Consider the following 23,097-nt stretch of genomic DNA (forward strand, 5'->3'; position numbering starts at 1 on the left):
GACCATATTTGAGAAATACACCGCGGAACTGACCAGTGGTTATGAGGAGGTCAAGGTATCCGGAGACCTTGCTATCGGAAGAGGAAACGCCGAAGTGAGACTCACGCCTCATGCAGGTGGAGAATCTGTCGTCTCTACAGCCAAGTACCTCAATGTTCTCGAGCGCCAGCCGGACGGCTCCTGGTTAACCACCCACGATATCTGGAACGGGAATGAATGATTCTCTGCCGGGGACAGGGGAACATTCCTATGGTCCAACGACAGTTTGCCATCATCGAAGCGCCGTCGATTCTCGGTCTGATGCCGACCGGCGTGGATCGGTTGCCGCAAACGCTGCTCGATCATGGGCTCGCGGAACGCGTGAACGCGCGGCATGCGGGCCGTGTGGAGCCACGGTCGTATAGCCCTGACCGTGACGCCGACACCGGGACGCTGAACGCGCAGGCCATTGCCGAGTGGAGTCCGCGGCTCGCCGATGCGATCGGACACGTGCTGGACGAGGGCGAGTTCCCGCTGGTGCTCGGCGGCGATTGTTCGATACTGCTGGGCGCCGCGCTCGCGCTGAAGCGGCGCGGCCGCTTCGGCCTGCTGTTCATCGATGGGCACGCCGACTTCTACCAGCCCGAGGCGAATCCCAACGGCCAGGCGGCCTCCATGGATCTCGCCCTGGCGACGGGATACGGCCCTTCGCTCCTGACCAATCTCGAGAAGCGTGGTCCGCTGGTCCGGCCGTCCGATACCGTGGCGTTTGGATTTCGCGACGCTGACGAACAGCGTCACTACGGTAGCCAGGCGCTCGCGCCCGAGATCCTGGCGCTGGATCTGACAACGGTACGGCGTATGGGCGTGGGGCAGGCGGTGCACGCGGCGCTCGAGCGTCTGACTCGGCCGGAGGTCGATGGTTTCTTCATCCACCTGGATGCCGACTGCCTCGACGACCGCATCATGCCTGCCGTCGACTACCGCCTGCCTGATGGCTTCAGCTGGAGCGACCTCGAAGCGACCCTGAGACTCGCGCTGGCGAGCGGTCGCGCCGTTGGATTGGAAGTCACGATCTACAACCCCGCGCTCGATGAGGACGGGACCGCTGGACGTACGTTCACGAATGTCCTGGCGGCCGCGCTTGGCAGGTCGGCGCCTGGATCGGGAACCGGCCGGCGGGCCGGGCGGTGACGCGGCGAGTACGCGCACGCCGCTTGAAAGTCCACGTCATGTCGAGTCGAACCATCGCGTTGACCGGCACCGTCGCCCTCATGCTCGTCTGGGGAAGCTGAACCTGTTCCTCGCCGTCCAGGAGTCAATTGCGCTGGCGACTCGTTGGTTGGCCGACGAGTGACGCCGCGTCGCTCAGGAGGAGCGCGCACGGGCGGCGACTTTCCGCAGCGCGAGCCGCCTGACGCTGCCTATAGCCAGCGGCAGGGCAGCGAGGACGAGGCAGATCGCATCCCACGGTCCGTCGGTGAGCAGCGTGGCGATGATGCCGCCTGCGCTGGCGAGGGCCAGCGCCACGATCAGCCACATCGCGCGGCGGCCGGTCATGCCGCCCTCTCCTCGGGCCGCGCGGCGCGGTACCGGCGCCGGCGGTCCCACCACAGCCACGCGCCGTTGGCCGTGATGAACAGCGTCAGCCAGACGCAGGCGGTCCACAGCAGCTTCAACGGTAGGCCGCCGTAGTCGCCGACGTGCAGCGGCTGCGAGACTACGATCGCCTTCATGTACCACGGCAGCTCGCGGACCGTTCCGCGCATGTGCGGCAGATACGATGGGAATAAGACTCAGTCTCACGTAACGGTAGGCAGTATATATCCGACCGAAATCGTCGTCATCTACCCGTCGCTCATCTAGTTCCGGTCGTCCCAGAGGCCCGAGGCGGCTCAGTACCCTCCGTCTTGCGAGTACCTTACGATGTAAAGAGGCCTCGATGATCGTACGCTCAGAAACCGGGTCGCTGCTCCTCATCACGCAGCCTGATCACGCGGCGCTGGCACGGCGGATCATGGAACAGGCGATCCCGCTGGCCAGGACGACGCGTCGCGACTCAATTCTCTACGCGGTTGCGGAGCATGACAACGGCTGGCGCGAGCCCGACATGGCACCCAGTGTCGACCCTGCCACAGGAGAGCTGCAGGATTTCGTGAGCGCGCCGGTTGACGTCCGGCAAGCGGTGTGGCCGCGCGGCGTCGCACGGCTTGCCGCCGATCCTTGGGCAGCGGCTCTGGTTGCGCAACACGCCCTTACGGTATACGGCCGATTGCGGACGCGCCCTGAGTGGGAGGCGTTCTTCGGGGAGATGGAGAGGGCGCGCGATACCTATCTTCACAAGGCCGCAGCCAATCTTGACGAGCTCCGGCGGGGCTATGTCTTCCTTCGTCTGGGCGATTTGGCATCGCTCACGTTTTGCAACGGATGGACGAAGGAACAACGATACGAAGGCTGGACGATTCGTCTGGACGGCGCACGGCTGCTGATCACTCCAGATCCGTTCGGCGGCCGCGACGTCCCTCTTGCCGTGACTGCGCGCAAGCTGCCCAACCAAAGATTCGCGTCCGATGCTGATGCCGCGGCCGCGTATCGGTCCGCTAAAGAAGTGACGTGCTCGGGCATGGCAGTTGGCGTGCCAGAGCCCCGCGACGAGGTGCGCATCGAGGCCACAGAATGAAGCCATGCCATTTATCCGTCGACCCGATGTTCCTCAATGCCGTATTGCCGTTAACTAGACAGGACGCTCAACCGTGGGCGGGCCGTCAACGAAAGGATTCACGATCACGACGCCAGAGATTGACTGCTCGGGATTCAGATCTTCAGACAGAAGACGCGTCGCTCCAGTCTTGGCCGCCAGGCTGATGATGAGAGCGTCCCAGAAGCTGATCTTTGCCTCCTCTTCCGTCCTCGAGGCCGACAGGATGTCCTCTACGGTCGTCGCTTCGGCGCACCAAACAGAGTAGATCTCGACGACCTTGCGAGCCTCCTCTCTCGGCAGCGGCGTGCGTATCTTGCGTGTGACGTCGACATAGAACTCCTGAAGTACTTGCGCACTCAGCACGCCAGTGTGCTCCGCCCACAGCTCGCGCAGCGCGTTCTTCGCGGTCTCGTGCTTCTCGCCGGCGTCAATGTCGTGGCCGTAGATCAAGACGTTGCTGTCGAGGAACGTCCTACCGTTCATGCAACTCGTCTCGGCTCGCGGTGATCTTGCCGCCTAGGTGGAAGCCCCGTTCGAGGAGGGCGAGGGCGTTGCGCCGCGCCTGGTCGTACGCATCGTCCGCGCTGACCAGACTCTCGATCTCCTGCGCGAGCAGGCCACTGATGGACGTATTCCGCTTCGCCGCCAGGATCTTCGCCTTGTGCAGCGTTTGACGGTCAAGGCGGACGGTCACGTTCTGCTTGGTCGTTTGGGCGGTGCTCACATCCATATCTCCACGTGTATTACGGGTAGCACGTATTGCACGTGGCCATCAAGTCGCTCAGACTGTCATTCTCCCTAAAGGAAGGCTAACCTGGGTCTTGCCGCAAGCGCTCAGAAAGAGACCCGCTTACGGGCAGACAGATTCAGAAGGAGTACGCGACATGCGCATGCGGAGACTCGGCTGGGACGTGCTGCAGGATCTTCGATACGCCGTGCGGCTGCTGAGCAAGGCACCGGGCTTCACAATGGTCGCGGTGCTGTCGCTCGCGCTGGGCATTGGCGCCAACATCGCAGTGTTCAGCTTCGTCGATGGCATCCTGCTGCGGCCGCTCGACGTCCCGCGGCCGCAGGATGTGGTGCGCATCACGACGGCGACGCCGGCGCAGCGATTCAGCGACCTCTCCTACCTCGAATTCGAGACGATCCGCGATGGCAACACCACACTGAGCGGCCTGGCGGCCGAGTGGCAGATCGAGATGGGCGCGCGCGCGGATGGGAAGGGAGGGGAGCGCGGCGTCTCGCGCGTCACCCTCGGCTCTCTGGTCAACCGGGATTACTTCACCACCCTCGGCATGGCGCCTGCGCTCGGGCGGAACTTTCTCGCCGAGGAGGATTCGCCCGGCGCGCGCGACATCGCGGCGATCGTCAGCCACCGCGCCTGGCAGACGCGCTTCGACGGCGATCCGCAGATCATCGGGCGACGCATCACCGTGAACGGCCTGCCCGTCGTCGTCGTCGGTGTCGCGCCGGCGCAGTTCACCGGCACGGACCTGTACATGCGGCACGAAGTCTATCTGCCGCTCGCGATGGCGCCGCGGATCAGAGTCGGCGCCCGGCTGCTCGAGAATCCCGCGGAGCGTGGCCTCATCGTCCGCGGACGTCTGAAGCCTCACGTCACCGTGGCCGCCGCGGCTGCCGACATTCAGGCGCTCGCGCGCGCGCTGGAAGAGACGCATCCGGAGACGAGCCGGCAGCGCACTGCCACCGTGCTGCGTGATATCGATCAGCGGCTGCAGACGAAGGTCCAGGATTCGCGCTTGAGCATGATGCTGCTCGGCACGGTCCTGTTGGTGCTGGTGATCGCCGCCGTGAACGTCGCGAACCTGCTGCTGGGGCGCGCCGCGGCGAGGGGGAAGGAGATCGCGATCCGGATGTCTGTCGGCGCCAGCCGGCTGCGTCTCGTCCGCCAGTTGCTCACCGAGAGCTTGCTGCTGGCGCTGCTCGGCGGCGGGGTGGGGCTGCTGCTGGCACAGTGGGCCGTCTGGTCGCTGCGCTCGATTCCCCTGCCGACGGATTTGCCGATCGTCATCGACCTGCGGCTGGATCAACGCGTATTCCTCTACGGCCTGGTGCTGGCGTTGATCACGGGGATCGTGTTCGGCGTCGCGCCCGCGCTGCACGCGACGCGACGGGACCTGACATCGCCGGTGAAGGGCGGCGCCACGGGCCGGCGGCCGTTCCGCGGCCGCTACGCGCTCGTGGCCGCGCAGGCGGCGCTGTCCGTCGTTTTGCTGATCTGCGCCGGCCTGTTCGTCAAGAGCTTCCATCGCGCCGCGGTCGGGAATCCGGGCTATCGTGTGGACGGTGTGCTGCTGACGTCGTTCTCGCCGTCCCTCGTCAACATGCCGACGGCCCGGATCGAGACGTTCTATCAGCAGATTCAGGATCGCGTGCGCGCGCTGCCGGGCGTGGCGTCGGTTACGCTCGCGAAGCACGTGAACCTCGGGCCGGACGGGTACTCGCGCCGGATCGCCGTGGCCTCGTGCTCGGCCTGGCTCTCGCCCTCAGCCTCGCCAATGTGCTCCGCGATCTGATCGGTACCGTCCGTCCCCGCGATCCCGTCGTCTTCACCAGCGTCATCCTGGGCCTGTTCACCGCCGCCGTCGCCTCTTCCTGGCTCCCCGCCCGGCGCGCGGCCTCGATCGAACCGACGATCACGCTCCGCCAGGAGTAAGAGGTCGGCCACATGATGTCAGGCCGGGTGACCGGGCGCACGTCAGGATTGTGAGATGAGGGGTGGTCATGCGGCCATCCGGCGCTGGGAGCGTCTTTCCCAGAAATCCTCGAAGCGGCCGCTCAGTTTGCAACAGCGCAGGGCAATGATCGCGTCAGCTCCGGCAACCGTCCAGTGCATGCCGGCCCGCTTACACCGCACGCCGATCGCGGTCTTGCATCCGGCCTCGACGACCCCGGTCGAGGTGCACAGTCCTGCCGCCCGGAACTCCGCATAGCGCATGCGCGTGCGGTTTCCGTCGATGTATTCGACGCACTTACGCGCCTCGTCGTCTTTCGGTGCATGCCGTCGCAAGGCACACAGGACGGCCTCGATGTCGCTCGCGTCCAACTCGGCGTGACGTTGGCGGGCCCAATGCTCGCCCAGATCACTGCCCGCGCCGTAGATGGACTTGGCCACGTCGGAGAGATGCTGCTTGGCGTGGAAGCGGTCGACGATTTGGATGGCATCGGGAAAGTGGTCGGCGGCGATGTTCCAGATCCACCTGGCCCCATCGCCGAGCACGGCCCGGCGCGCCGCGCGATCGAAGCCGCGCCGAGTGGCCTCGCGCGCGACGCGCGCGGCGAATGCGCTTGGCGTCTCGTCCGTGTCCTTCTGCGCCGCGCTCTCAATCGCCGCGGAGTAGCTGACCGATCCCTCGTCGCGTACGGGGGTGCCGTCCTCATCGCGCCCTTCGGCGCTCCAGACCGTGACGAGCTTGACCTCGCGCGTCTTGGCCGAGCCGTCCGGCTGCTTGCCTACGCGGGTCTCTACCTCCGCCCTGCGCACTGGCACACCCGTGCCATCCATCCCCAGATAGAACGTCGGCGCCAGAAGCTCGGTGGGCGCCGGCGGCTCGACGACGCGCTGCTCGTCCTCGGCGATCTCGCGCCCCAGCGCCTCCGCCGCCCGCTCCACGTACGTGGTCGGCACCTCAACGCCCGCCAGCTCGCGCAGCAGCTCGTGGCCCTCCGCGAAGCTGACCATCGCCCCCACCCGCCCGACCATGCGCAACACGCCGGGCGACAACGACGAGCCCTCCACCCCCAGCGCCCGGTCGCGCGGGCAGAAGCCCGCTTCACAGGCCACGCAATGGTAATAGGCACGCTCCAGCCTCAACGCACCCAGGACGCTCGTGAAGGTCTTCGACCGCCGGTCCACGTAGCGCGCCGGCTCTCCACACGCGCAGGGCACCATCGACCCCATGTGATCTGAGCGGTCGGCGTTGAACCGCTGCTCGACCGCGCGGGCCGCCACATGCATCGCCTTCCGCCGCGCGGCCGTCTCGATGGCCTCCAAGTCCCAGTCTTCGACGGCGCCCGCGCCTACGAGCGTTTCGATCTCGGCCACGATCTCGCCCTCGAACGCCGTTTTGAAGCCCCCTTTTGGGCCCCCGCTTGCGAGACCGCCTCGGGTGCGTCCAGTTGGGCGTCGGCCCATCGCTCGCAGGCCTGCCAGTACGCGTCCACATGCGTGCGGAACGTCTGGCCGGCCTCGACCTGCGCGCGGGCCACGGCGGCTTGCTCGGCCGTCAAATAGCGCGATCGTGTCTTCCCGCCTTCGGTTCGGGTCAGACTGTAGTACGGCCCGTGCCGCGCCTGCGGATCCTGCTGACACCGGCATCCCTGCTGCCCACACTTCATCCAGCGTTCGGACACCGCGCCGCGCCGCATCGGCGCTCGCTCGGCCAATTGTGCCCCGAGTTGCCCCACCGTGGCGGGAACCTGATCGTTCGCCATGCGCCACCTCCTACGGCTAGTATATCCGTAGGACAGCCGACGCCCACCTCAACATCGCCGAACTCCAACTACGTCACTTTCACGACGTGCGCCCCACTGGAACGTCACCTTATATTGCTTGACATTCCAAGATTATTTCTATAAATTTCCCGCGCAGTCGTCGCGTTCAGCTGAAACAATCGGATTAAGCAAGAGGCGACTCACGAATAAAGTCTCTTCCTTTGTTCGTCGTTGCGCGCCGCCCAATATTCAGGTCCGCCATTTTCTCACTGTGCTCGCTGAGCGATCCACGACCACATCGAAAAAGGAGCCAACCATGAATCGACGGACGGGCATTGGTGCGCGGCTCTTCGCTTGTGTACTGCCGCTGATTCTCGCAGGCGCGGCGAACGTGTTTGCACAGGGCCAGGGTAATGGAATTCTCACCGGCACGATAGCCGACAACGACGGCGTCGTGCCCGGCGCGATAGTCATCGCGACCGACGCGTCGACGGGTCTCACGCGCTCGGCGCCGTCCAACGTTCAGGGGGTCTTCCGCATCCTCTCGCTTCCACGCGGCACGTACATGGTACGCGTGGAAATGGAAGGGTTCAGGCCAATCACCCTCAACGACGTCTTGCTGCTGAGCGGAGAAACGCGCGACCTCGGCAGGCTGTTGCTCGAGGTCGGCACCCTCACGGAGGCCATTACGGTGTCGGCCGAGGTCACCCCTGTCAATACCTCGACCAGTTCGCTGCAGCGAAACATGACGGGCGACCAGCTCACGATGATTCAGGTGAAGGGTCGCGACATTTTCGGCATGATGAAAATTCTGCCCGGCGTCGTCGATACGACCTTCAGCCGCGACTACGCCTCGTGGCGATCTGGCCGCGGTCTGAGTATCAATGGAGGCACCTCGCTGAACAAGAACACGACGATCGACGGGGTTCCTGTTGGCGAGGAAGGCGGTGATGGTACGACGCACGTCACGCCGAACATCGACGCGATTGGCGAAGTGACCGTCATCACCAACGGTTACACGGCGGAGAACGGCCGCCAGTCGAGCGGGTTGATCCGCATCATCACGAAGTCAGGGACGAGTCAGCTCAGGGGCTCTGGCTGGTACAACGCCAGGCGCGATGAATGGAATGCGAACGACTACTTACGAAAAAAACAGGGTGCCGCGAAGCCCTTCTTCGAGGTGAACATCTCGGGTTATAGCGTCGGTGGACCAGTCGTGATTCCGAAGCTCATCGACAGCCGCTCGAGCCAGAAGAAAATGTTTTTCTTTCTCTCGCAGGAGTTCGTCGACGACGTTCGGCCGACGACTGTGACCCGTACGAACTTGCCGACCGCAGCCGAGCTCGCGGGGGACTTCTCGCAGACCCGTATTACGAACGGGAGTATCCAGCCGATCGTCGACCCGCTCACGGGGCGGCCGTTCCCAGGGAACATCATCCCCCCGAATCGCATCCATCCGATGGGCCAGAAGATGCTCAGCCTGCTGCCGGTGCCCAACGGCATTCTGAATCAGCAAGCAGGACAGCAGTGGACCTCGAACGATGCCCAGGATATAACGCCGATTCACACGCGTCAGAACTTCGTGATGCGGCTCGATGCGGTGCTGAGCCAGAGCACGCGCTTCAGCGTCAGGACCATTTTCGACCGCGATGACAGCATCACGTTCAACCGTGTGGCACCGGGCGTTGGCTCGCACAACAACGTGTTCCCAGGGGATTTCATCAGTGCCTCCGCCAGCCAGGTGCTGGGCAGTTCCATGGTCAACGAAATCACCGCGGGGTTCTCGCACAACCACTATGGGTTCCGGGTCGGCACCGGCAAGCAGGTGCTCTCCGATTACACGTCGTATTACCGTGAAAGTTTCGGCTTCGATCCGCCGCGGTTGGAGCCCTTCGGACCGTATGGCGACCCGGCGTTTGGCCGGGTCAACACGGACGAGTATCCGTACATGCCGGATATGCTCTACGGCGGCGGCGTTCGCTCCAATTTGTCGCAGTGGCGCCCCTGGGGCGGAAATACCCGACCCGGGCCGACGTGGAATGAGAACTTTCGCTACACATTCCAGGACGACCTTTCGTGGACCAAGGGCCGGCACAACTTCAAGTTCGGGTTTTTCAGCGAGCTCGACAGCAAGACCGAACCCGGCTCGGCCACCTATGCGGGCGTCTACAACTTCGGCCACAGCGCCGGCAACCCGCTCAGCACCGGAAACGGCTACGCCAACGCCCTGCTCGGCGTCTTCAGCACGTACACGGAACGAAGCAACCGCATCGATGAAGAGCGCCGGCACTGGCAGAGTGATGCCTACGCGCAGGACAGCTGGCGCATCAGCCCGCGACTTACGCTCGATTACGGCCTCCGCGTGACCCACGCGGGCGCCGTCTATGAATCCAGAGACATGAATTCGGCCTTCGACCCCAGCCTGTGGAATTCGGCACAAGCTCCGACACTTTTCCGGCCGTACTGCCTCACCGGCGTCCCCGGCAACCAGGCCTGCTCGGTCGCCAACCGGAGAGCGATGAATCCACTTACTGGTGAAATCGTGTCGCAGGCCTACGCAGGCACCACCGTGCCAGGCTCCGGCACCATCACCAACGGTATGTTCGCCGGTGGTCTCCCAGGCAAGAAATCCGGGTGGTACTACGACATGCCCGCCCTGTCGTGGGGTCCGCGCGTCGGGGTTGCGTGGGATGTGACCGGCGATGGCAAAACCGCGATCCGCGCCGCGGGCGGGATCTTTTACAACTTCATCAACCGCGCCCAGTATCTGTACGGTGGCGGCCCGTTGATTGCGCAGGACAAGGTCGTCCGCAATGCGACGATCGACGATGTCACGGCCTTCGCACAGGCGGGCACCCTGTTCGCCGAAAGTCCGCAGACGGGGAATTTGCCCGCGCACTTCCCACTGCCCGTGCACGGCAATCAGGCGCCGCAGGGCAAGCTCCGACCCGAAACGTACTACCAGGCCAACGTGGCGTTCCAGCGCGATATCGGATTCAATACGACCGCCGAATTGGCGTGGGTCGGCAACTTCGGACGTCATTTCTGGCGGGTGAAGGACGCGAACAACATCCGGCCCTACGCCTACGCCGATCCGGCCAATCGGTTCAACAACGAACCGATCGCCCAGAACTTCCTGCGACGCGACTATCCTGGCATGGGCACGATTCGCTACCTGACGACCGACGAGGACACGTTGAACTACAACGCGTTGCAAGTCAGCGTCCAGCGCCGACTGCACCGCGGGCTGCAGATGGGTCTCGCGTACACGCTCTCTAAAGCAGAAGGCATGCAGGGTTACGATTGGGCGACAGAGGAGCTCTTTGGAGAAAAGGGCCTCCGCGATCGGTACTATGGACCACCGTCGGTCACCGAAGCGCAGACCACGAATCTCACGGGCGTTTCCCGTTCGGATCGCCGTCACATACTGGTCATCCACTACAGCTACGACATCCCGAACCCCACGCCGAACATCCCGCTCCTCAAGCACGCGCTGGAGGGTTGGGAAGCCTCGGGCGTCACGCAGTTCACCTCGGGCAATCCGCTCGATCCGGTCTGCGGCACCAACCTCGGCGGCGCGGAGAACATCGATCCATCGTTCAGCGGTCTCTTTACCGCCGCTTCAACGACCTCGTCGAACGGCCGCTGCGAGCTGACGGGTGAGCCAATCTTCAGCGGCTTCACTCGTGACCCAAACCTGTCGGAAGAGGATCAGCCGCACTTCAATTTGAACGCGTTCCGCCGGCCCAAGCCCGATGGCGCTGTCGGAAATTTTGGGAATGCCCCGCTTGGAGTGCTTCGGCATCCGGGATGGTCGAACTGGGACTTCACACTGGCGCGGCGCGTCAGGTTGGGTGGGCGCGCAAACCTCCGGGTACAGCTCCAGGTGTACAACCTCTTCAACCAGGTCGAATTCGTGGCCATGAATGCGACGTACTTGTTCACTCCGAATGGCAATACGTCTCCGAATACGGGCAAGTACACCACGACAACCAACCCAAGGAATGTTGGACTGACAATGCGGCTGGATTTCTAACGAGAAGATCTAAAGGGCAAGGGGTCAGGGGCAAAAGGCAAATGCCCCTCGCCCCTCGCCCCTGACGTCGGTCGACAAACTGATCGCGCACAACCGTGAAGTGCTGAAGCGAATCCCGGTTTCCATCAAAGGCCCGCCCAAGGGGCCGGCGCGCGGGTCGTTCAGCACGACAAACTCCGGCAAACTCGTGCTCTCCGAGACTGCATTTCATAGCTCGACTGCACGTGGTCGTTGGAGCGGCCCGAACACTGAATGAATGAATGAATGAATGAACGCGATCTCGTCGACGTGCCGGGCGACCACGATCACGACGCCGTCGCAAGATGTCTCAAATGGGGCGGACCACCTCAAGGTGACCCGCCCCACAAGCGCCGACCGATCTCGCCCTAGAACAAGAAGCGTACGCCGAAGCGGACCATGCGCTCGGTCAGCGGGAGAATGCTCGTGACCCGGCCGAAGTTCCCGCTGCCGAACGACCCGCTCGGGTTTTCGTAGTGCGCGCGGTTGAGCGCGTTGAAGACGTCCGCCCGGATCTCGGCGCGCCGCGACCCGAACCGGAGGATCTTCACAAGCGAGGCATCGAGGTTGACATAGCCCGGTCCGGTCAGCAGCGCGTTGCGTTCCACGTTGCCCCAGGTGCCCGCCGCAGGCGCCGAGAAGACTGACGTGTCGAACCACAGCGCGTTGGAGCCAATGCCGCCGAGCACTTCAGGCTTGCCAGCAGCATTGGGCGTCTGGGAATTGCCCGGGGCGCGCAGGCCCGACGCGCTGGCGGTAAAGTTGATCGGCGTGCCGGAGGCCGCCGAAAACAGTCCCGTGACCTGCCAGTCGCCCAGCACCTCGCTGACGACGCCTTCCCGCAGCCACTTCCCCTGCGGGCCCCACGGCAGCATGTACACGAAGCTGCTCGTGAAGTTGTGCAGGGTATCAAAGGAATTTCGGCCCCAGCCTCGCGACAAGTCGGCTGGCGTGTTGTTGGTGTGGCTGTAGCCACGCCCCAGCGTGTACGAGTTGGCCACCCTTCAGGCGGCGGTCGACCTTGACCTGCAGCGAATGGTACCTGGACTGGCGCCAGTCGCGAACCGACACCGAGGTACTCGCGGTTCGGCCGAACTGCACGAACAGGGGCTGGCCGGCGCGATCCGCGCCAAGGGTCTGGCCCGCGTTGATATTGAGGCCGTTGTAGTTGTCCCTTGCCCGGTTGCCGACGTAGGCCACCTCGGCCGTGAAGGCGCCCGGCAGTGTCCGCTGGTAGGCCACGTTCCACGAGTGCAGCTGCCCCTTGCGCGAGTCCATTCGTACTTGGCTGAAGCTCTGCGATCTCAAGGCAGCCGCCGACAGGATGCCGCTCTCCGGAATGTCGACGAAGTCGGGGGACGGCAGACCCGCGGCCAGCGACCCGGCCGTCGCGAAGCTGTTCGGCGCGGTGATCTGTTGGCTCTGGGTGATCGGGTATTGCTGGCCGGTCAGGCTTCCCAACCCGCGCCCGCTCACCCCATAGCCCGCACGTACGACGTTCGAGTCACTGAGGCGCCAGGACACGCCCGCGCGGGGGTTGAAGTCCATCCAGTAGCTCTGCACGCCCAGATTCTCGGGGATGTCGCCATAGCCGGCGACGCGGAGCGTGTTGGTCTCCGGGTCGTAGCTCGCCATGCCGCCACGACCGTGAAACCCGACCAGCGGCGTGTAGTACTCATGGCGCAGGCCGAGATCGAGCGTGATATTGGGTCGCACCTGCCACTTGTCGTGGATGTAGGTGAACACGCTCTTGTGGCGCCCGCCGCGGTGAAGTTCGTCGAGCGGTGCTCCCACATCGGACACCGCGACCAGGCCTCGTTCGAGTTCGCGCGGGGCATCGAGCAGGAAGGCCGCCATCGCATTCGCGTAGCCGTTCTGCGCCCGACTGTCGCCGGGGACCGCCGTCGTCGCGCCGCCGAAGGTGAATTCGCCGCGCGGGTGCGTTACCTGGTCCAGCATGAAACGGTTCATGCGCAGGTCACCGCCCACCTTGAGGGTGTGATTGCCCCAGAGTTTCGTGACGCTCGTCGCCATCGACCACGTGCGCTCGGCGCGGTCCCACGGCAGCGAATTCGAGAAGCCGAGCAGGAAGGTGTGGTACCCGCTCACATTGATCGTGGGGGGACCGCTCGTAAACGCGTTCAGATTCGAGCCCGGCACGCCGACCTCGTCGGCGAGGTTCAGCCCGTGGGCATCCGATACCGTGATGTTGTGATGGGAGGTCCGGCCGACGCGCACTTCCTGAATCAGCGTTGCCGACCACACGCGGTTGTAGTTGGCGACCATGTTATACGTCGGATTGGTACCGGATCCCGCAAACGGTTTCAAGCCACCCCAGATGCCGAAGGTTCCCGGGTCGACCGTCGCGGCGTTCAGGTGGCTGTAACGGACCGACAGATTGTCGCTCGTCGCCGCCTGATAGGTGAGCTTGAGGTCGTACTGATTCGCGCGCTTCTCACGCACGTACGGTTTCTCGTAATTGATCGCCCCCACGGGCGCGCCGGCGATGTTCGGCATCGGAATGTTGGCGATGAGTGCCTGCGCGATGGGGCTGATGCGGCCGGCGGGGATCTGATTGTTCGTAAACGGCGTCCGCCCGGTGCCAGTGGCATTGCCGGTCGCTGGATCGTAAATCGTGGTAGGAGCCGCGCTGAAGTCGCCGGTCCGGAACGCAGACTCCGGCACGTGGCCTTGCGTGAGCCGCCCGCTGTCGTCGTTGGTCCGTACATAGTCCCCGAAGAAGAACAGTTTGTTCCGCCGAATCGGCCCGCCGAGCGTGACGCCGGTCTGCAGGTACTTGGCCTCTGCCGGGGGCAATGACGAGAAGGGGTTCTGCGCGATGGTGGCCTCGGTGTTGCCGAAGGTAAAGAGCGACCCCTGGAGCTGGTTCGTCCCCGACTTCAGGGTCACGTTCGTCACCGCACCGCCGGCCCGCCCGAACTCCGCGTCATAATTGCTGGTGGTAACGGCGACGGTTTCGATCGCCTCGGCGGAGGGAATCATAAACGCCAGGTTCCCGCTGTTATCGCTGTTATCCGAGCCTTCCAGCTGCACATTGTTGGACTGCCGCTCCTGACCGTTGACGTTGCTCGACAGGCTGTCCTGCGGGTTATAGAACTCCGAATGCGGGCGGAAGGGGCGCGACGCGCCCGGCACCGTGATGAGCAAACCCTGGAAGTTCCGGTTGAACCCCAGCGGCATCTGCACGATCTGCGTGCTCTCGATGATGCGGCCGGTATCGGTGCGATCGGTCTGCAGCATGGGCGCCTCGCCCGTGACGGTCACCGACTCTTGCAGCTCACCGATACTCAGTGAAATGTCCACGCGAACGGTAGTGTTCACGCTGACCTCAACGCCCTCGCGATTGAACTTCCTGAATCCCACGAGTTCCCCCTCGACGCGGTAGACCCCCGACGCGAGGTTGGTAAACGCGTAATTGCCGGCAGCGTTGGACACGGCCGTCCGGCTGATGTTGGTGCGCACTTCCGTCGCCGTGATCGTCGCACCCGGCACCGCAGCGCCACTCCCATCGCTGACATTACCGACCAGCGCCCCAACTGCGGCCTGAGCGGCGGCATCGGCGGGCGCCAACAGGATCCCAAGCACGGCGAACGCCGCAACGATGAGCGCACCGCCAGCGCTATGCCCAATAAGCCGGCATCGAAGGGTCATAGAATCCTCCTCTGAATCCACTCGGTTAACAGGTTGTACGACGCACTATAGGGCGGAGCGCGGGTGTAATCCAGCGAAATTCTCTGAGCGCACGCCGTGGAGATTCAATCGTTTGAATCGCAGGAACGGCGCCGAGCGAGGGCGAACTCTCCGCCCCAGACCGGCAGCGTGTCGTCGAGCATTCCCCGCTGCTTCTCTCACCTTCGCGTACGCACTTCCGAGATCTTTCTGTAGAGCAGGCTTTGCTCAGGCTCGCCCGGTACAATCGGTGTGCCGTTCCGCCAGCGCGGCTTCATGCAGGTCCAGGCGAAGATTGGCCTTGCGCGCCGACGCGTCAGGACCATGACAGAGAAAGCAGTTGTCCGAAAGGATTGGACGGACGTCACGCTGACAATTCACGCGCGTCAGAGCGGAGACGGGATGGTGCGCCGCCACGATGCATACCGCGATCGCACCAACCCATCGACGCTGCCTCATTCGTATCGCCCTCTCATCAGAACATAAAGCGTGCGCCAAACCGAATCACGCGCTCCGTCTGGGAGAGGATGCTGGTGATGCGGCCGAAGTTGCCGTTGCCCAGCGACCCGTTTGGTTTGCTGTAGTGCGCCGTATTCGTCAGATTCAGAAAATCCGCACGAAGCTCGGCGTGCCGCGACCCGAAGCGGATGATCTTGACGATCGATGCGTCCAGGTTCACATACGCCGGCCCGTCCAGCAGGTCGTTGCGCTTTACGTTGCCCCATGTGCCTGCCTCGGGCGCGCTGAAGACCGATGTGTCGAACCACAGCGCGTTCGAGCCGATGCCGCCGAGCACTTCGGGCTTGCCGCTGGCGTTGGGCCTCTGGGTGTTGCCGGGGGCGCGCAGACCTGCCGCGCTGGCGGTAAAATCGATCGGCGAACCGGAAATCGCCGCGAAAATGCCAGCGATCTGCCAGTCTCCCAGCACCTTGCCGAGGACGCCTTCCCGGAGCCATGCGCCCTGCGGACCCCACGGAAGCAGATACACGAAGCTGCTCGTGAAGCTATGCGTGGAATCGAAGCTCGTGCGGCCCCAGCTCCGCTCGATGTCGGCCGGAGTGGAAATGGTGCCGTTGCTGTCCCCGTTGTAGTAGTTGTACCCGCGGCCCAACGTGTATGAATTGGTGACCAAGAGACCGCTCCGCAAACGCCGATCGACCTTGACCTGCATGGAGTGGTATTTGGACTTCACCGGAATGACGCTCGTGGTGCTGGCGGTTCGGCCAAACTTCGCGAAGAGCGGGCGGCCGGCGTTGTCCGCTCCGAGGGTGCGGCCCGCATTGAGATCGATCCTGGCGACGATATCCTGGCCGCGATTGCCGACGTAGGCAACTTCGGCAGTAAATGCACCGGGGAGTTCCCGTTGGAACGCCACGTTCCACGAGTGCAGCCGCCCCTCGTGAAGGTCCGTCGGCACCGAGAAGAAGCCTTGCTGTCTGAAAGGTGTCGCCGGAACGACGCCCGTATCTGGAATGGTCGCGAAGTTGGGAGGCGGCAGACCGGCTGCCATCGACCCGGCCGTCGCGAAGGTGTTCGGCGCGTTGATCTGGTTGTTCTGTTTGACCGGGTAGTTGATATCGGCGTAGGAGTTATCAGGCCACGGGATGGTGCTGACCCCATAGCCGGCGCGAAGCACGTTCTTCTCCGTGAGCCGCCACGACACGCCGGTGCGTGGGTTGAAGTTCTTCCAGTAGCTCTTCACGCCAAGATTCTCAGGGACCTCGCTGTAGCCGGCAACGCGCAGTGTGTTGTTGACTGGGTCGTAGTTCGAAAGTCCCCCGCGACCTGTGAGCCCGACAAGCGGCGTGTAGTACTCGTGGCGCAAGCCGAGATCGATGGTGACGTTCGGTCGCACCTGCCACTTGTCGTGGATGTACGAGAAGATGCCCCAGTGGCGCGTGCCTGGATCTTCGACGTCGGTGAGCAGGTCTCGTCCGAGACTCTGCGGCGCGTCGAGCAGGAAGGCGGCAAACGCGTTGGCGAAGCCGTTTTGCGCACTCGTGTCGGTTGGAATCGCCGTCGTCGCGCCGCGGAAGCGGAAGACGCCGCGTTGCCCGCCATTGCCCTGCACCTGCAGCAGGTAGTCGCGGTTGTAGCGCAGGTCGCCGCCGATCTTGAGGGTGTGGTTGCCGTGGAGTTTCGTGGCGGTCGTCGCCATGGTCCACGTGCGCTCGGAGCGGTCCCATGGCAGCGATGCCGAGAACCCGATGAGCGTCGCGTTGTAGCCGCTCACGTCGATCGTGCTGATGCCGCTCGAAGAGCGGCTGAGATTCACGCCGCGAATCCCGACTTCGTCTGACGTGTTCAGCCCGTCGGCCTCCGTGAGCGCCTCGTTGTGGTAATAGCTCATGCCGACCCGGACTTCCTGGATGAGCGTGGACGACCACGTCTTGTTGTAGTTGCCCGCCACGTTCTGAGTGGGATTGGTGCCGAACCCTGCAAACTCTTTGATGCCCCCCCAGATGCCGAATGTCGCCGGATCGTAGGTCGCGGCGTTCTGATAGCTGTAGCGGATCGATAAGTGGTCTCCTGGCGTCAGCTGGGTCGTGATCTTGATGTCGTATTGGTTCGTTCGCTTCTCGCGCACGTACGGTTTCTCGTAATTTGTCCCGCCGAGCGGGACGCCGTCGAGATTCGGCATTGGGAGATTCTCCAGAATGCGCCGCGCGATGGGGCTGATGCGGCCGACGGGAATGCGATTGTTCGGGAATGGGGTGCGTCCCGTGCCGTCGGGATTGCCGGTCAACGGATCGTAAATGACGGTCGGCGCAGCACTGAAGTCGCCGGTCCTGAACGAAGCCTCCGGCAAGTCTGCGCGCGTGATGCGCCCGCTGTCGTCGTTGGTGCGCACGTAGTCACCAAAAAAGAAAAGCTTGTTGCGGATGATCGGCCCGCCGACAGTGAAGCCCGTCTGCAAGTACGTGGTGGGGGGCACGTCTGGCAGCGCCGAGAACGGATTTCGCGCGACGGTCGCCTCGGTGTTGCCGAACATGAATACCGTGCCGCTCAGATCGTTCGTTCCCGACTTCAGCGTGACGTTCGTGACCGCTCCTCCTGCCCTGCCGAACTCCGCGTCGTAGTTGCTCGTCGTGACAGCCACCGTCTCGAGGGCTTCGGCCGATGGAATCAGCACGGTCAGCAGTCCGGTCTTATGGTTGTTATCCGTGCCTTCCAACTGCACGTTGTTGGCCAGCCGCGATTGGCCGTTGACGTTGCTCGACAGGCTGTCCTGCGAGTTGAAGAACTCCGAATGCGGGCGGAATGGACGAGAGGCGCCCGGCACGGTGATGAGCATGCCCTGGAAATTCCGGTTGAATCCGAGCGGCATCTGGGCGATTTGCGTCCCCTCGATAATCCGTCCCGTGTCGGTACGATCGGTCTGCAGCATCGGCGTCTCGGCCGAGACGGTCACCGACTCGTTCAGCGCGCCGAGCATCAATCCGATGTCTACACGAACAGTCGTGTTGACGTTCACCTCGACGCCTTCGCGAGTGAACCTCTTAAATCCCGCCAGCTCGCCTTCCACACGGTAAACTCCAGGCGCGAGGTTGGTGAAGATGTAGTTGCCCGTCTCGTTGGACACGGCCGTGCGGCTGATGTTGGTGCGCACCTCGATCGCCGCGATGGTTGCCCCCGGCACCGCACCGCCACTTTCGTCTCTCACATTCCCGAGCAGCGTCCCGTTTGCGGCCTGAGCTGCCGCGTCCTGGGGCAGGAACAGGATCCCCAGCATCGCAATCAGCAGGACAACATTCACAACGACCACGGCATCAGGAGTCAGCAGGCGTCGAGAAGCCATCGAAATCTCCTTTTGAAGGCACCTTCAGAACAGAAAGCGTCCGCCAAACCGGATCACGCGCTCGCTCAGCGGGAGGATTCCCGTGATACGGCCGAAGTTCCCGTTACCGAGCTGCCCATTCGGGTTCGCGTAGTGAGGCCGGTTCAGCGCGTTGAAGAAGTCGGCCCGGACTTCGGCGTGGCGCGATCCGAAGCGGATGATCTTCACGATTGACGCATCGACGTTGACATACGCCGGTCCGGTCAACAGACTGCGGCGCTGCACGTTGCCCCACGTGCCGGCGGCAGGCGCTGAGAACACCGACGTGTCGAACCACAGCGCGTTCGAGCCGATGCCGCCGAGCACGTCGGGCGTGCCGCTGGCATTGGGCGTCTGAATGTTGCCCGGAGCGCGCAGGCCTGCTGCGCTGGCGGTGAAGTCGATAGGCCTTCCGGATATCGCCGAGAACAGCCCCGTGATCTGCCAGTCGCCCAGCACTTTGCCGGCAACGCCTTGCCTGAGCCACGAGCCTCGCGGGCCCCAGGGCAGCAGATACACAAAGCTGCTCGTGAGGCTGTGCGTGGAATCGAAGATCGGGCGGTCCCATCCTCGATCAAAGTCGGCGGGCGTAGAGATGGAAGGACCGCCATCCCCGCTGGAGTAACTGCGCGCGCGGCCCAGCGTATATGAGTTGGTCACCTGCAGGCCGGCCCTCATGCGGCGGTCGACTTTGACCTGCATCGAATGGTAACTCGACTTGACTGGCGTGACGCTGCCGGTGCTGGCGGTTCGACCGAATTTCGAGAATAGTGGCCGCCCGGCGTTGTCCGCGCCAAGAACGTATCCTGCATTCAGGTCGATGCCGGCAAGAATGTCCTGCCCGCGATTGCCCACATAGGCGACTTCAGCCGTGAACGCACCTGGGAGTGTCATTTGATAGGCAGCGTTCCACGAGTGCAACCGTCCGTCTCGCCGGTTGGCAGGCACGACGGTCAGGCCCTGCGCCTTGAAGGGCGCGGCCGGAATAATGCCGGACTCCGGAATCGTGGCGAAGTTGGGCGACGGCAGACCAGCAGCCATCGACCCGGCTGTCACGAAGCTATTCGCCGGGTTGAGCTGATTGTTCTGCTTGACCGGGTAGTTCAAGCCGTAGGAGCCAGGCCACGGCAGCGCGCTGACTCCATAGCCGGCGCGCACGACGTTGGTCTCGCTCACACGCCAGGACACCCCAGTGCGCGGGCTGAAATTTGTCCAGTAGCTCTGCACGCCAAGATCATTGGGGACCTCGCCATAGCCGGCGACGCGGAGAGTGTTGTTGTCCGGGTCGTAGCTCGCCATACCGCCGCGATCGGCCAGGCCGAGGAGCGGCGTGTAGTACTCATGGCGCAGGCCGATGTCGATGGTTATGTCAGGCCGCATCTGCCATTTGTTGTGGATGAACGAAAAAGCGCCCCAGTGGCGGCCGCCCGGGTCGACGTCGGTGATCAGGTCTCGCGCGAGACTCTGCGGCGCATCGAGGAGGAAGGCTGCCAGCGCATTCGCGTAGCCGTTCTGCGCCCTGGTGTCGCTTGGGATGGCCGTTGCCGCGCCGCGGAAGCGGAAGATGCCGCGCGGCCCACCGTTGTCCTGCACCTGCAGCAGAAAGAAGCGGTTGTGGCGCAGCTCGCCGCCGATCTTCAGCGTATGGTTGCCGAGAATTGTGGTGATCGTAGTGGCCGTCGTCCACGTTTTCTCGGCGCGGTCCCACGGCAGCGAGTTCGAGAAGCCGATCAGTGTGCCGCTGTAACCGCCGACGTCCATAGTGGCGATGCCGCTCGTAAACTCGTTCAGGTTCACGCCGCGAATGCCAACATCGTCGGACGTGTTCAGCCCGTGGGCGTCTGACACCGCCTCGTTATGGTGCCACGTCCTGCCGATGCGGACCTCCTGAATCAGCGTCGACGACCACACCCGGTTGTAGTTGGCGGCCATGTTATGCGTAGGATTGGTGCCATAGCCTGCAAACGGCTTGATGCCGCCCCAGATGCCGAAGGTCGCCGGGTCATAGGTTGCCGCGTTCTGATGGCTGTAGCGCACCGACAGGAGGTCGTTCGCCGCCGCCTGGTAGGTGACCTTGAGATCGTACTGATTCGCCCGCTTCTCCCGCACGTACGGTTTCGCGAAATTGGTCGCGCCCAGCGGCGCGCCCGCGATATTCGGCATCGGGATGTTGGCGAGAAGCTTCTGGGTGATAGGGCTGAGGCGATGGGCCGGGATCTGATTATTCGGAAACGGCGTCCGTCCCGTACCGTCGGGATTGCCGGTCGCCGGATCGTAGATGATCGTTGGCGCCCCGCTGAAATCGCCGGTTCGGAATGCGGGCTCCGGCAGGTGCGCCTGCGTGAGGCGCCCGCTGTCGTCGAACGTCCGCACGTAATCCCCGAAGTAAAACAGCTTGTTCCGGAGGATCGGCCCGCCGAGGGTGAAGCCTGTCTGCATGTACTTCGTCTCGGCCGGGGGCAATGAGGAGAATGGGTTCCGTGCGATGGTGGCCTCAGTGTTGCCGAAGCTGAATATCGAGCCGCTGAGATTATTCGTCCCTGACTTGAGTGTGACGTTCATCACGGCGCCGCCGGCTCTGCCGAACTCTGCGTCGTAGTTGCTGGTGCTGACGGCAACCGTCTCGATGGCCTCTGCCGACGGAATCATCATGGTCAGCGACCCACTGTTGTCGCTGTTTGCCGTGCCTTCCAGCTGCACATTGTTCGCCTGCCGTGATTGGCCGTTGATATTGCTCGACAGGCTGTCCTGCGAGTTGAAGAACTCGGAATGCGGACGGAAGGGACGCGACGCGCCAGGCACCGTGATGAGCATGCCCTGGAAGTTCCGGTTGAACCCGAGCGGCATCTGCGTGATCTGCGTGCTGTCGATGATGCGACCGGTGTCGGAACGATCGGTCTGCAGCATCGGGGCCTCGCCGGTGACGGTGACAGACTCTTCCAGTTGGCCGACGATCAATCCGATATCCACGCGGACCGTCGTATTGACATTGACCTCGAGGGCTTCGCGGCTGAACTTCCGAAATCCGACGAGCTCGCAGTCGACGCGGTATAGCCCTGACGCGAGGTTGGTAAAGGTATAATTGCCGGCCTCGTTGGACTGGGTGTGTCGACTGATGTTGGTGCGGACTTCGGTCGCCGTAATCGTCGCACCGGGCACGGCGCTGCCGGTCTCGTCTCTGACGTTACCGAGCAATGTGCCCACGGCTCCTTGCGCGGCGGCGTGGGCTGGCGCGAACAGGATCCCAAGCACAGCGAGTATCGAGACAACGCGCAGCGGAAAGCGTGGACCTGTCATCGCTCTTCTCCTTGTGGGATGGACAACAACGCGCGAGCGCACAGCGATTGTTCAATCGCCCCGCGCTGACTCGCCGTCTCGGCCAACAACATCTAATTCTGTAAAACGCAATATAGGTCGGACCGAGGACGGAATCCCGCGCTCCAATTGGTCGGCCCGCCGATCGGCCCGCCGCGCGGGTCGTTGATGACGACGAACGCCGGCAGGCTCGTGCTCTCGGTCCCGAGACCGTACGTAATCCAGGAGCCCGCGGCGGGGAACCCTACGCGGATGTGCCCAGACTGCATCTCATAGTGCGCCTGCACGTGGTCGTTCGACTTGCCGTACACGGAATGAATGAACGCGATCTCGTCGACGTGCTGCCCGATGTTCGGAAACACCTCCGAGATCAGCTTGCCGGACTGCCCGAACCGCTTGAACTCGAACGGGCTTGGCATCAGTGGCCCCGGGTAGCCCTGCCGCACGTGAATGTCGCCGTGCACCTTGTCGTCAAGCGGCGTGCCCGCATACTTCGTCAGCTGCGGCTTGTAGTCCCAGAGATCGATGGCGCTGGGACCGCCGGTCATGAAAAGCGAAATCACCGCTTTCGCGCGAGGCTTGAAATGCGGTGGCTTTAACGCGTACGGGTTGTCGCCAAGCGGCTTCGCCGAGCACGCTTCAGACAGGTCTGCCGCAGCCTAACGCTCGGGCAGGACCCTGCGGGCGGAGCTCGGTTCCTCTTTCGCCCGATCGTTTTGCGAACCCGGCCGCTGACGCTCGCATACGACGCAGCCGGTGATAGACCGTAGCCGCTTGGGGGTCGAGGACAATGGCGCGACGCATCTCTGTACACGCTTGCTGGGGTGTCTTGAGTCTCTTGGTCAGTGCGGCGACCCTCTATGGCCAGGTCCAGACGACCACGGCCATTATGGGCACCGTACGGGACGCCACGGGCGCCGTCTTACCGGGAGTGACGGTGACCATCGTGCATCAGGCGACCGGCGTGAGCTGCGGCTGGGTCCGAGAAGGGGCGTTCCGTTAACTTCGCCGAAAAACCGCCCTAATACCGTCTCATAGCTTGGTACTTAAGCCGTGACACCGACGTAATCGAGCCCGAAGCGCATG

The 23,097-nt window shown here is 63.6% G+C and carries 15 protein-coding genes and 1 pseudogene; 5 read left to right on the forward strand and 11 right to left on the reverse strand.

Annotated features, from left to right (window positions below):
* Positions 1-249: 249 nt before the first annotated feature.
* Positions 250-1,173: an arginase family protein gene (locus tag GEV06_23190; protein MPZ20788.1), complete on the forward strand. Its 924-nt coding sequence runs from the start codon at positions 250-252 to the stop codon at positions 1,171-1,173.
* Between the two features lie 174 nt (positions 1,174-1,347).
* Here the strand turns inward: GEV06_23190 and GEV06_23195 are convergent, their stop codons facing one another.
* Positions 1,348-1,539: a hypothetical protein gene (locus GEV06_23195; protein MPZ20789.1), complete on the reverse strand. Its 192-nt coding sequence runs from the start codon at positions 1,537-1,539 to the stop codon at positions 1,348-1,350.
* Positions 1,536-1,724, reverse strand: a pseudogene (locus tag GEV06_23200) (hypothetical protein). Before GEV06_23200 ends, GEV06_23195 begins: the two are co-directional and overlap by 4 nt.
* A 197-nt stretch (positions 1,725-1,921) precedes the next feature.
* Here GEV06_23200 and GEV06_23205 point away from each other — a divergent pair.
* The gene (locus GEV06_23205) at positions 1,922-2,659 is read left to right on the forward strand and encodes a DUF3891 family protein (GenBank protein MPZ20790.1); all 738 of its coding nucleotides are present in this window, start codon (positions 1,922-1,924) and stop codon (positions 2,657-2,659) included.
* A 54-nt stretch (positions 2,660-2,713) separates the two neighbouring features.
* On the opposite strand, the gene GEV06_23210 is transcribed toward GEV06_23205, so the two are convergent.
* Both GEV06_23210 and GEV06_23215 read right to left on the reverse strand, forming a co-directional pair.
* Positions 2,714-3,163 (reverse strand): PIN domain-containing protein, encoded by a 450-nt coding sequence (locus tag GEV06_23210; protein MPZ20791.1) that lies wholly within the window; start codon positions 3,161-3,163, stop codon positions 2,714-2,716.
* Positions 3,153-3,410 (reverse strand): hypothetical protein, encoded by a 258-nt coding sequence (locus tag GEV06_23215; protein ID MPZ20792.1) that lies wholly within the window; start codon positions 3,408-3,410, stop codon positions 3,153-3,155. The genes GEV06_23210 and GEV06_23215 overlap by 11 nt, the downstream gene beginning before the upstream one ends.
* A 154-nt stretch (positions 3,411-3,564) precedes the next feature.
* Between GEV06_23215 and GEV06_23220 the strand changes: the two genes are divergently transcribed.
* Positions 3,565-5,217 carry an FtsX-like permease family protein gene (locus tag GEV06_23220; protein ID MPZ20793.1) on the forward strand — a complete coding sequence of 551 codons (1,653 nt, stop codon included), beginning with the start codon at positions 3,565-3,567 and terminating at the stop codon, positions 5,215-5,217.
* A 206-nt stretch (positions 5,218-5,423) separates the two neighbouring features.
* Here the strand turns inward: GEV06_23220 and GEV06_23225 are convergent, their stop codons facing one another.
* Complete coding sequence (locus GEV06_23225) at positions 5,424-7,019, reverse strand: ISKra4 family transposase (protein MPZ20794.1); 1,596 nt, start codon at positions 7,017-7,019, stop codon at positions 5,424-5,426.
* A 432-nt stretch (positions 7,020-7,451) separates the two neighbouring features.
* Here GEV06_23225 and GEV06_23230 point away from each other — a divergent pair, with 432 nt between their 5' ends.
* Positions 7,452-11,171, forward strand: a complete 3,720-nt coding sequence (locus GEV06_23230) for a hypothetical protein (GenBank protein MPZ20795.1) — start codon at positions 7,452-7,454, stop codon at positions 11,169-11,171.
* A 386-nt stretch (positions 11,172-11,557) separates the two neighbouring features.
* Here GEV06_23230 and GEV06_23235 read toward each other — a convergent pair whose 3' ends face one another.
* From GEV06_23235 to GEV06_23260, 6 genes are all read right to left on the reverse strand, one after another.
* Positions 11,558-12,070, reverse strand: coding sequence for a hypothetical protein (locus GEV06_23235; protein MPZ20796.1), 513 nt, complete (start codon positions 12,068-12,070; stop codon positions 11,558-11,560).
* Positions 12,071-12,098: 28 nt separating this feature from the next.
* Positions 12,099-14,861 carry a TonB-dependent receptor gene (locus tag GEV06_23240; protein MPZ20797.1) on the reverse strand — a complete coding sequence of 921 codons (2,763 nt, stop codon included), beginning with the start codon at positions 14,859-14,861 and terminating at the stop codon, positions 12,099-12,101.
* A 246-nt stretch (positions 14,862-15,107) separates the two neighbouring features.
* Positions 15,108-15,338, reverse strand: a complete 231-nt coding sequence (locus tag GEV06_23245) for a hypothetical protein (protein MPZ20798.1) — start codon at positions 15,336-15,338, stop codon at positions 15,108-15,110.
* A gap of 16 nt (positions 15,339-15,354) precedes the next feature.
* The gene (locus GEV06_23250; protein MPZ20799.1) at positions 15,355-18,678 is read right to left on the reverse strand and encodes a TonB-dependent receptor; all 3,324 of its coding nucleotides are present in this window, start codon (positions 18,676-18,678) and stop codon (positions 15,355-15,357) included.
* A 24-nt stretch (positions 18,679-18,702) separates the two neighbouring features.
* Positions 18,703-21,993, reverse strand: a complete 3,291-nt coding sequence (locus GEV06_23255; protein ID MPZ20800.1) for a TonB-dependent receptor — start codon at positions 21,991-21,993, stop codon at positions 18,703-18,705.
* Between the two features lie 92 nt (positions 21,994-22,085).
* Positions 22,086-22,658 (reverse strand): DUF1501 domain-containing protein, encoded by a 573-nt coding sequence (locus tag GEV06_23260; protein ID MPZ20801.1) that lies wholly within the window; start codon positions 22,656-22,658, stop codon positions 22,086-22,088.
* Between the two features lie 143 nt (positions 22,659-22,801).
* On the opposite strand from GEV06_23260, the gene GEV06_23265 reads away from it, so the two are divergent.
* Complete coding sequence (locus GEV06_23265; GenBank protein MPZ20802.1) at positions 22,802-23,014, forward strand: hypothetical protein; 213 nt, start codon at positions 22,802-22,804, stop codon at positions 23,012-23,014.
* The last annotated feature ends 83 nt before the right edge of the window (positions 23,015-23,097 follow it).

The organism is Luteitalea sp., from assembly GCA_009377605.1.
GTDB lineage: Bacteria > Acidobacteriota > Vicinamibacteria > Vicinamibacterales > Vicinamibacteraceae > WHTT01.

Bases quoted from the DNA above. Each gene is read 5' to 3' on its own strand.
- GEV06_23190 (MPZ20788.1), top strand. From the start codon at position 250: ATGGTCCAACGACAGTTTGCCATCATCGAAGCGCCGTCGATTCTCGGT.
- GEV06_23195 (MPZ20789.1), bottom strand. From the start codon at position 1,539: ATGACCGGCCGCCGCGCGATGTGGCTGATCGTGGCGCTGGCCCTCGCC.
- GEV06_23205 (MPZ20790.1), top strand. From the start codon at position 1,922: ATGATCGTACGCTCAGAAACCGGGTCGCTGCTCCTCATCACGCAGCCT.
- GEV06_23210 (MPZ20791.1), bottom strand. From the start codon at position 3,163: ATGAACGGTAGGACGTTCCTCGACAGCAACGTCTTGATCTACGGCCAC.
- GEV06_23215 (MPZ20792.1), bottom strand. From the start codon at position 3,410: ATGGATGTGAGCACCGCCCAAACGACCAAGCAGAACGTGACCGTCCGC.
- GEV06_23220 (MPZ20793.1), top strand. From the start codon at position 3,565: ATGCGCATGCGGAGACTCGGCTGGGACGTGCTGCAGGATCTTCGATAC.
- GEV06_23225 (MPZ20794.1), bottom strand. From the start codon at position 7,019: ATGCCGGTGTCAGCAGGATCCGCAGGCGCGGCACGGGCCGTACTACAG.
- GEV06_23230 (MPZ20795.1), top strand. From the start codon at position 7,452: ATGAATCGACGGACGGGCATTGGTGCGCGGCTCTTCGCTTGTGTACTG.
- GEV06_23240 (MPZ20797.1), bottom strand. From the start codon at position 14,861: ATGACCCTTCGATGCCGGCTTATTGGGCATAGCGCTGGCGGTGCGCTC.
- GEV06_23245 (MPZ20798.1), bottom strand. From the start codon at position 15,338: ATGAGGCAGCGTCGATGGGTTGGTGCGATCGCGGTATGCATCGTGGCG.
- GEV06_23250 (MPZ20799.1), bottom strand. From the start codon at position 18,678: ATGGCTTCTCGACGCCTGCTGACTCCTGATGCCGTGGTCGTTGTGAAT.
- GEV06_23255 (MPZ20800.1), bottom strand. From the start codon at position 21,993: ATGACAGGTCCACGCTTTCCGCTGCGCGTTGTCTCGATACTCGCTGTG.
- GEV06_23265 (MPZ20802.1), top strand. From the start codon at position 22,802: ATGGCGCGACGCATCTCTGTACACGCTTGCTGGGGTGTCTTGAGTCTC.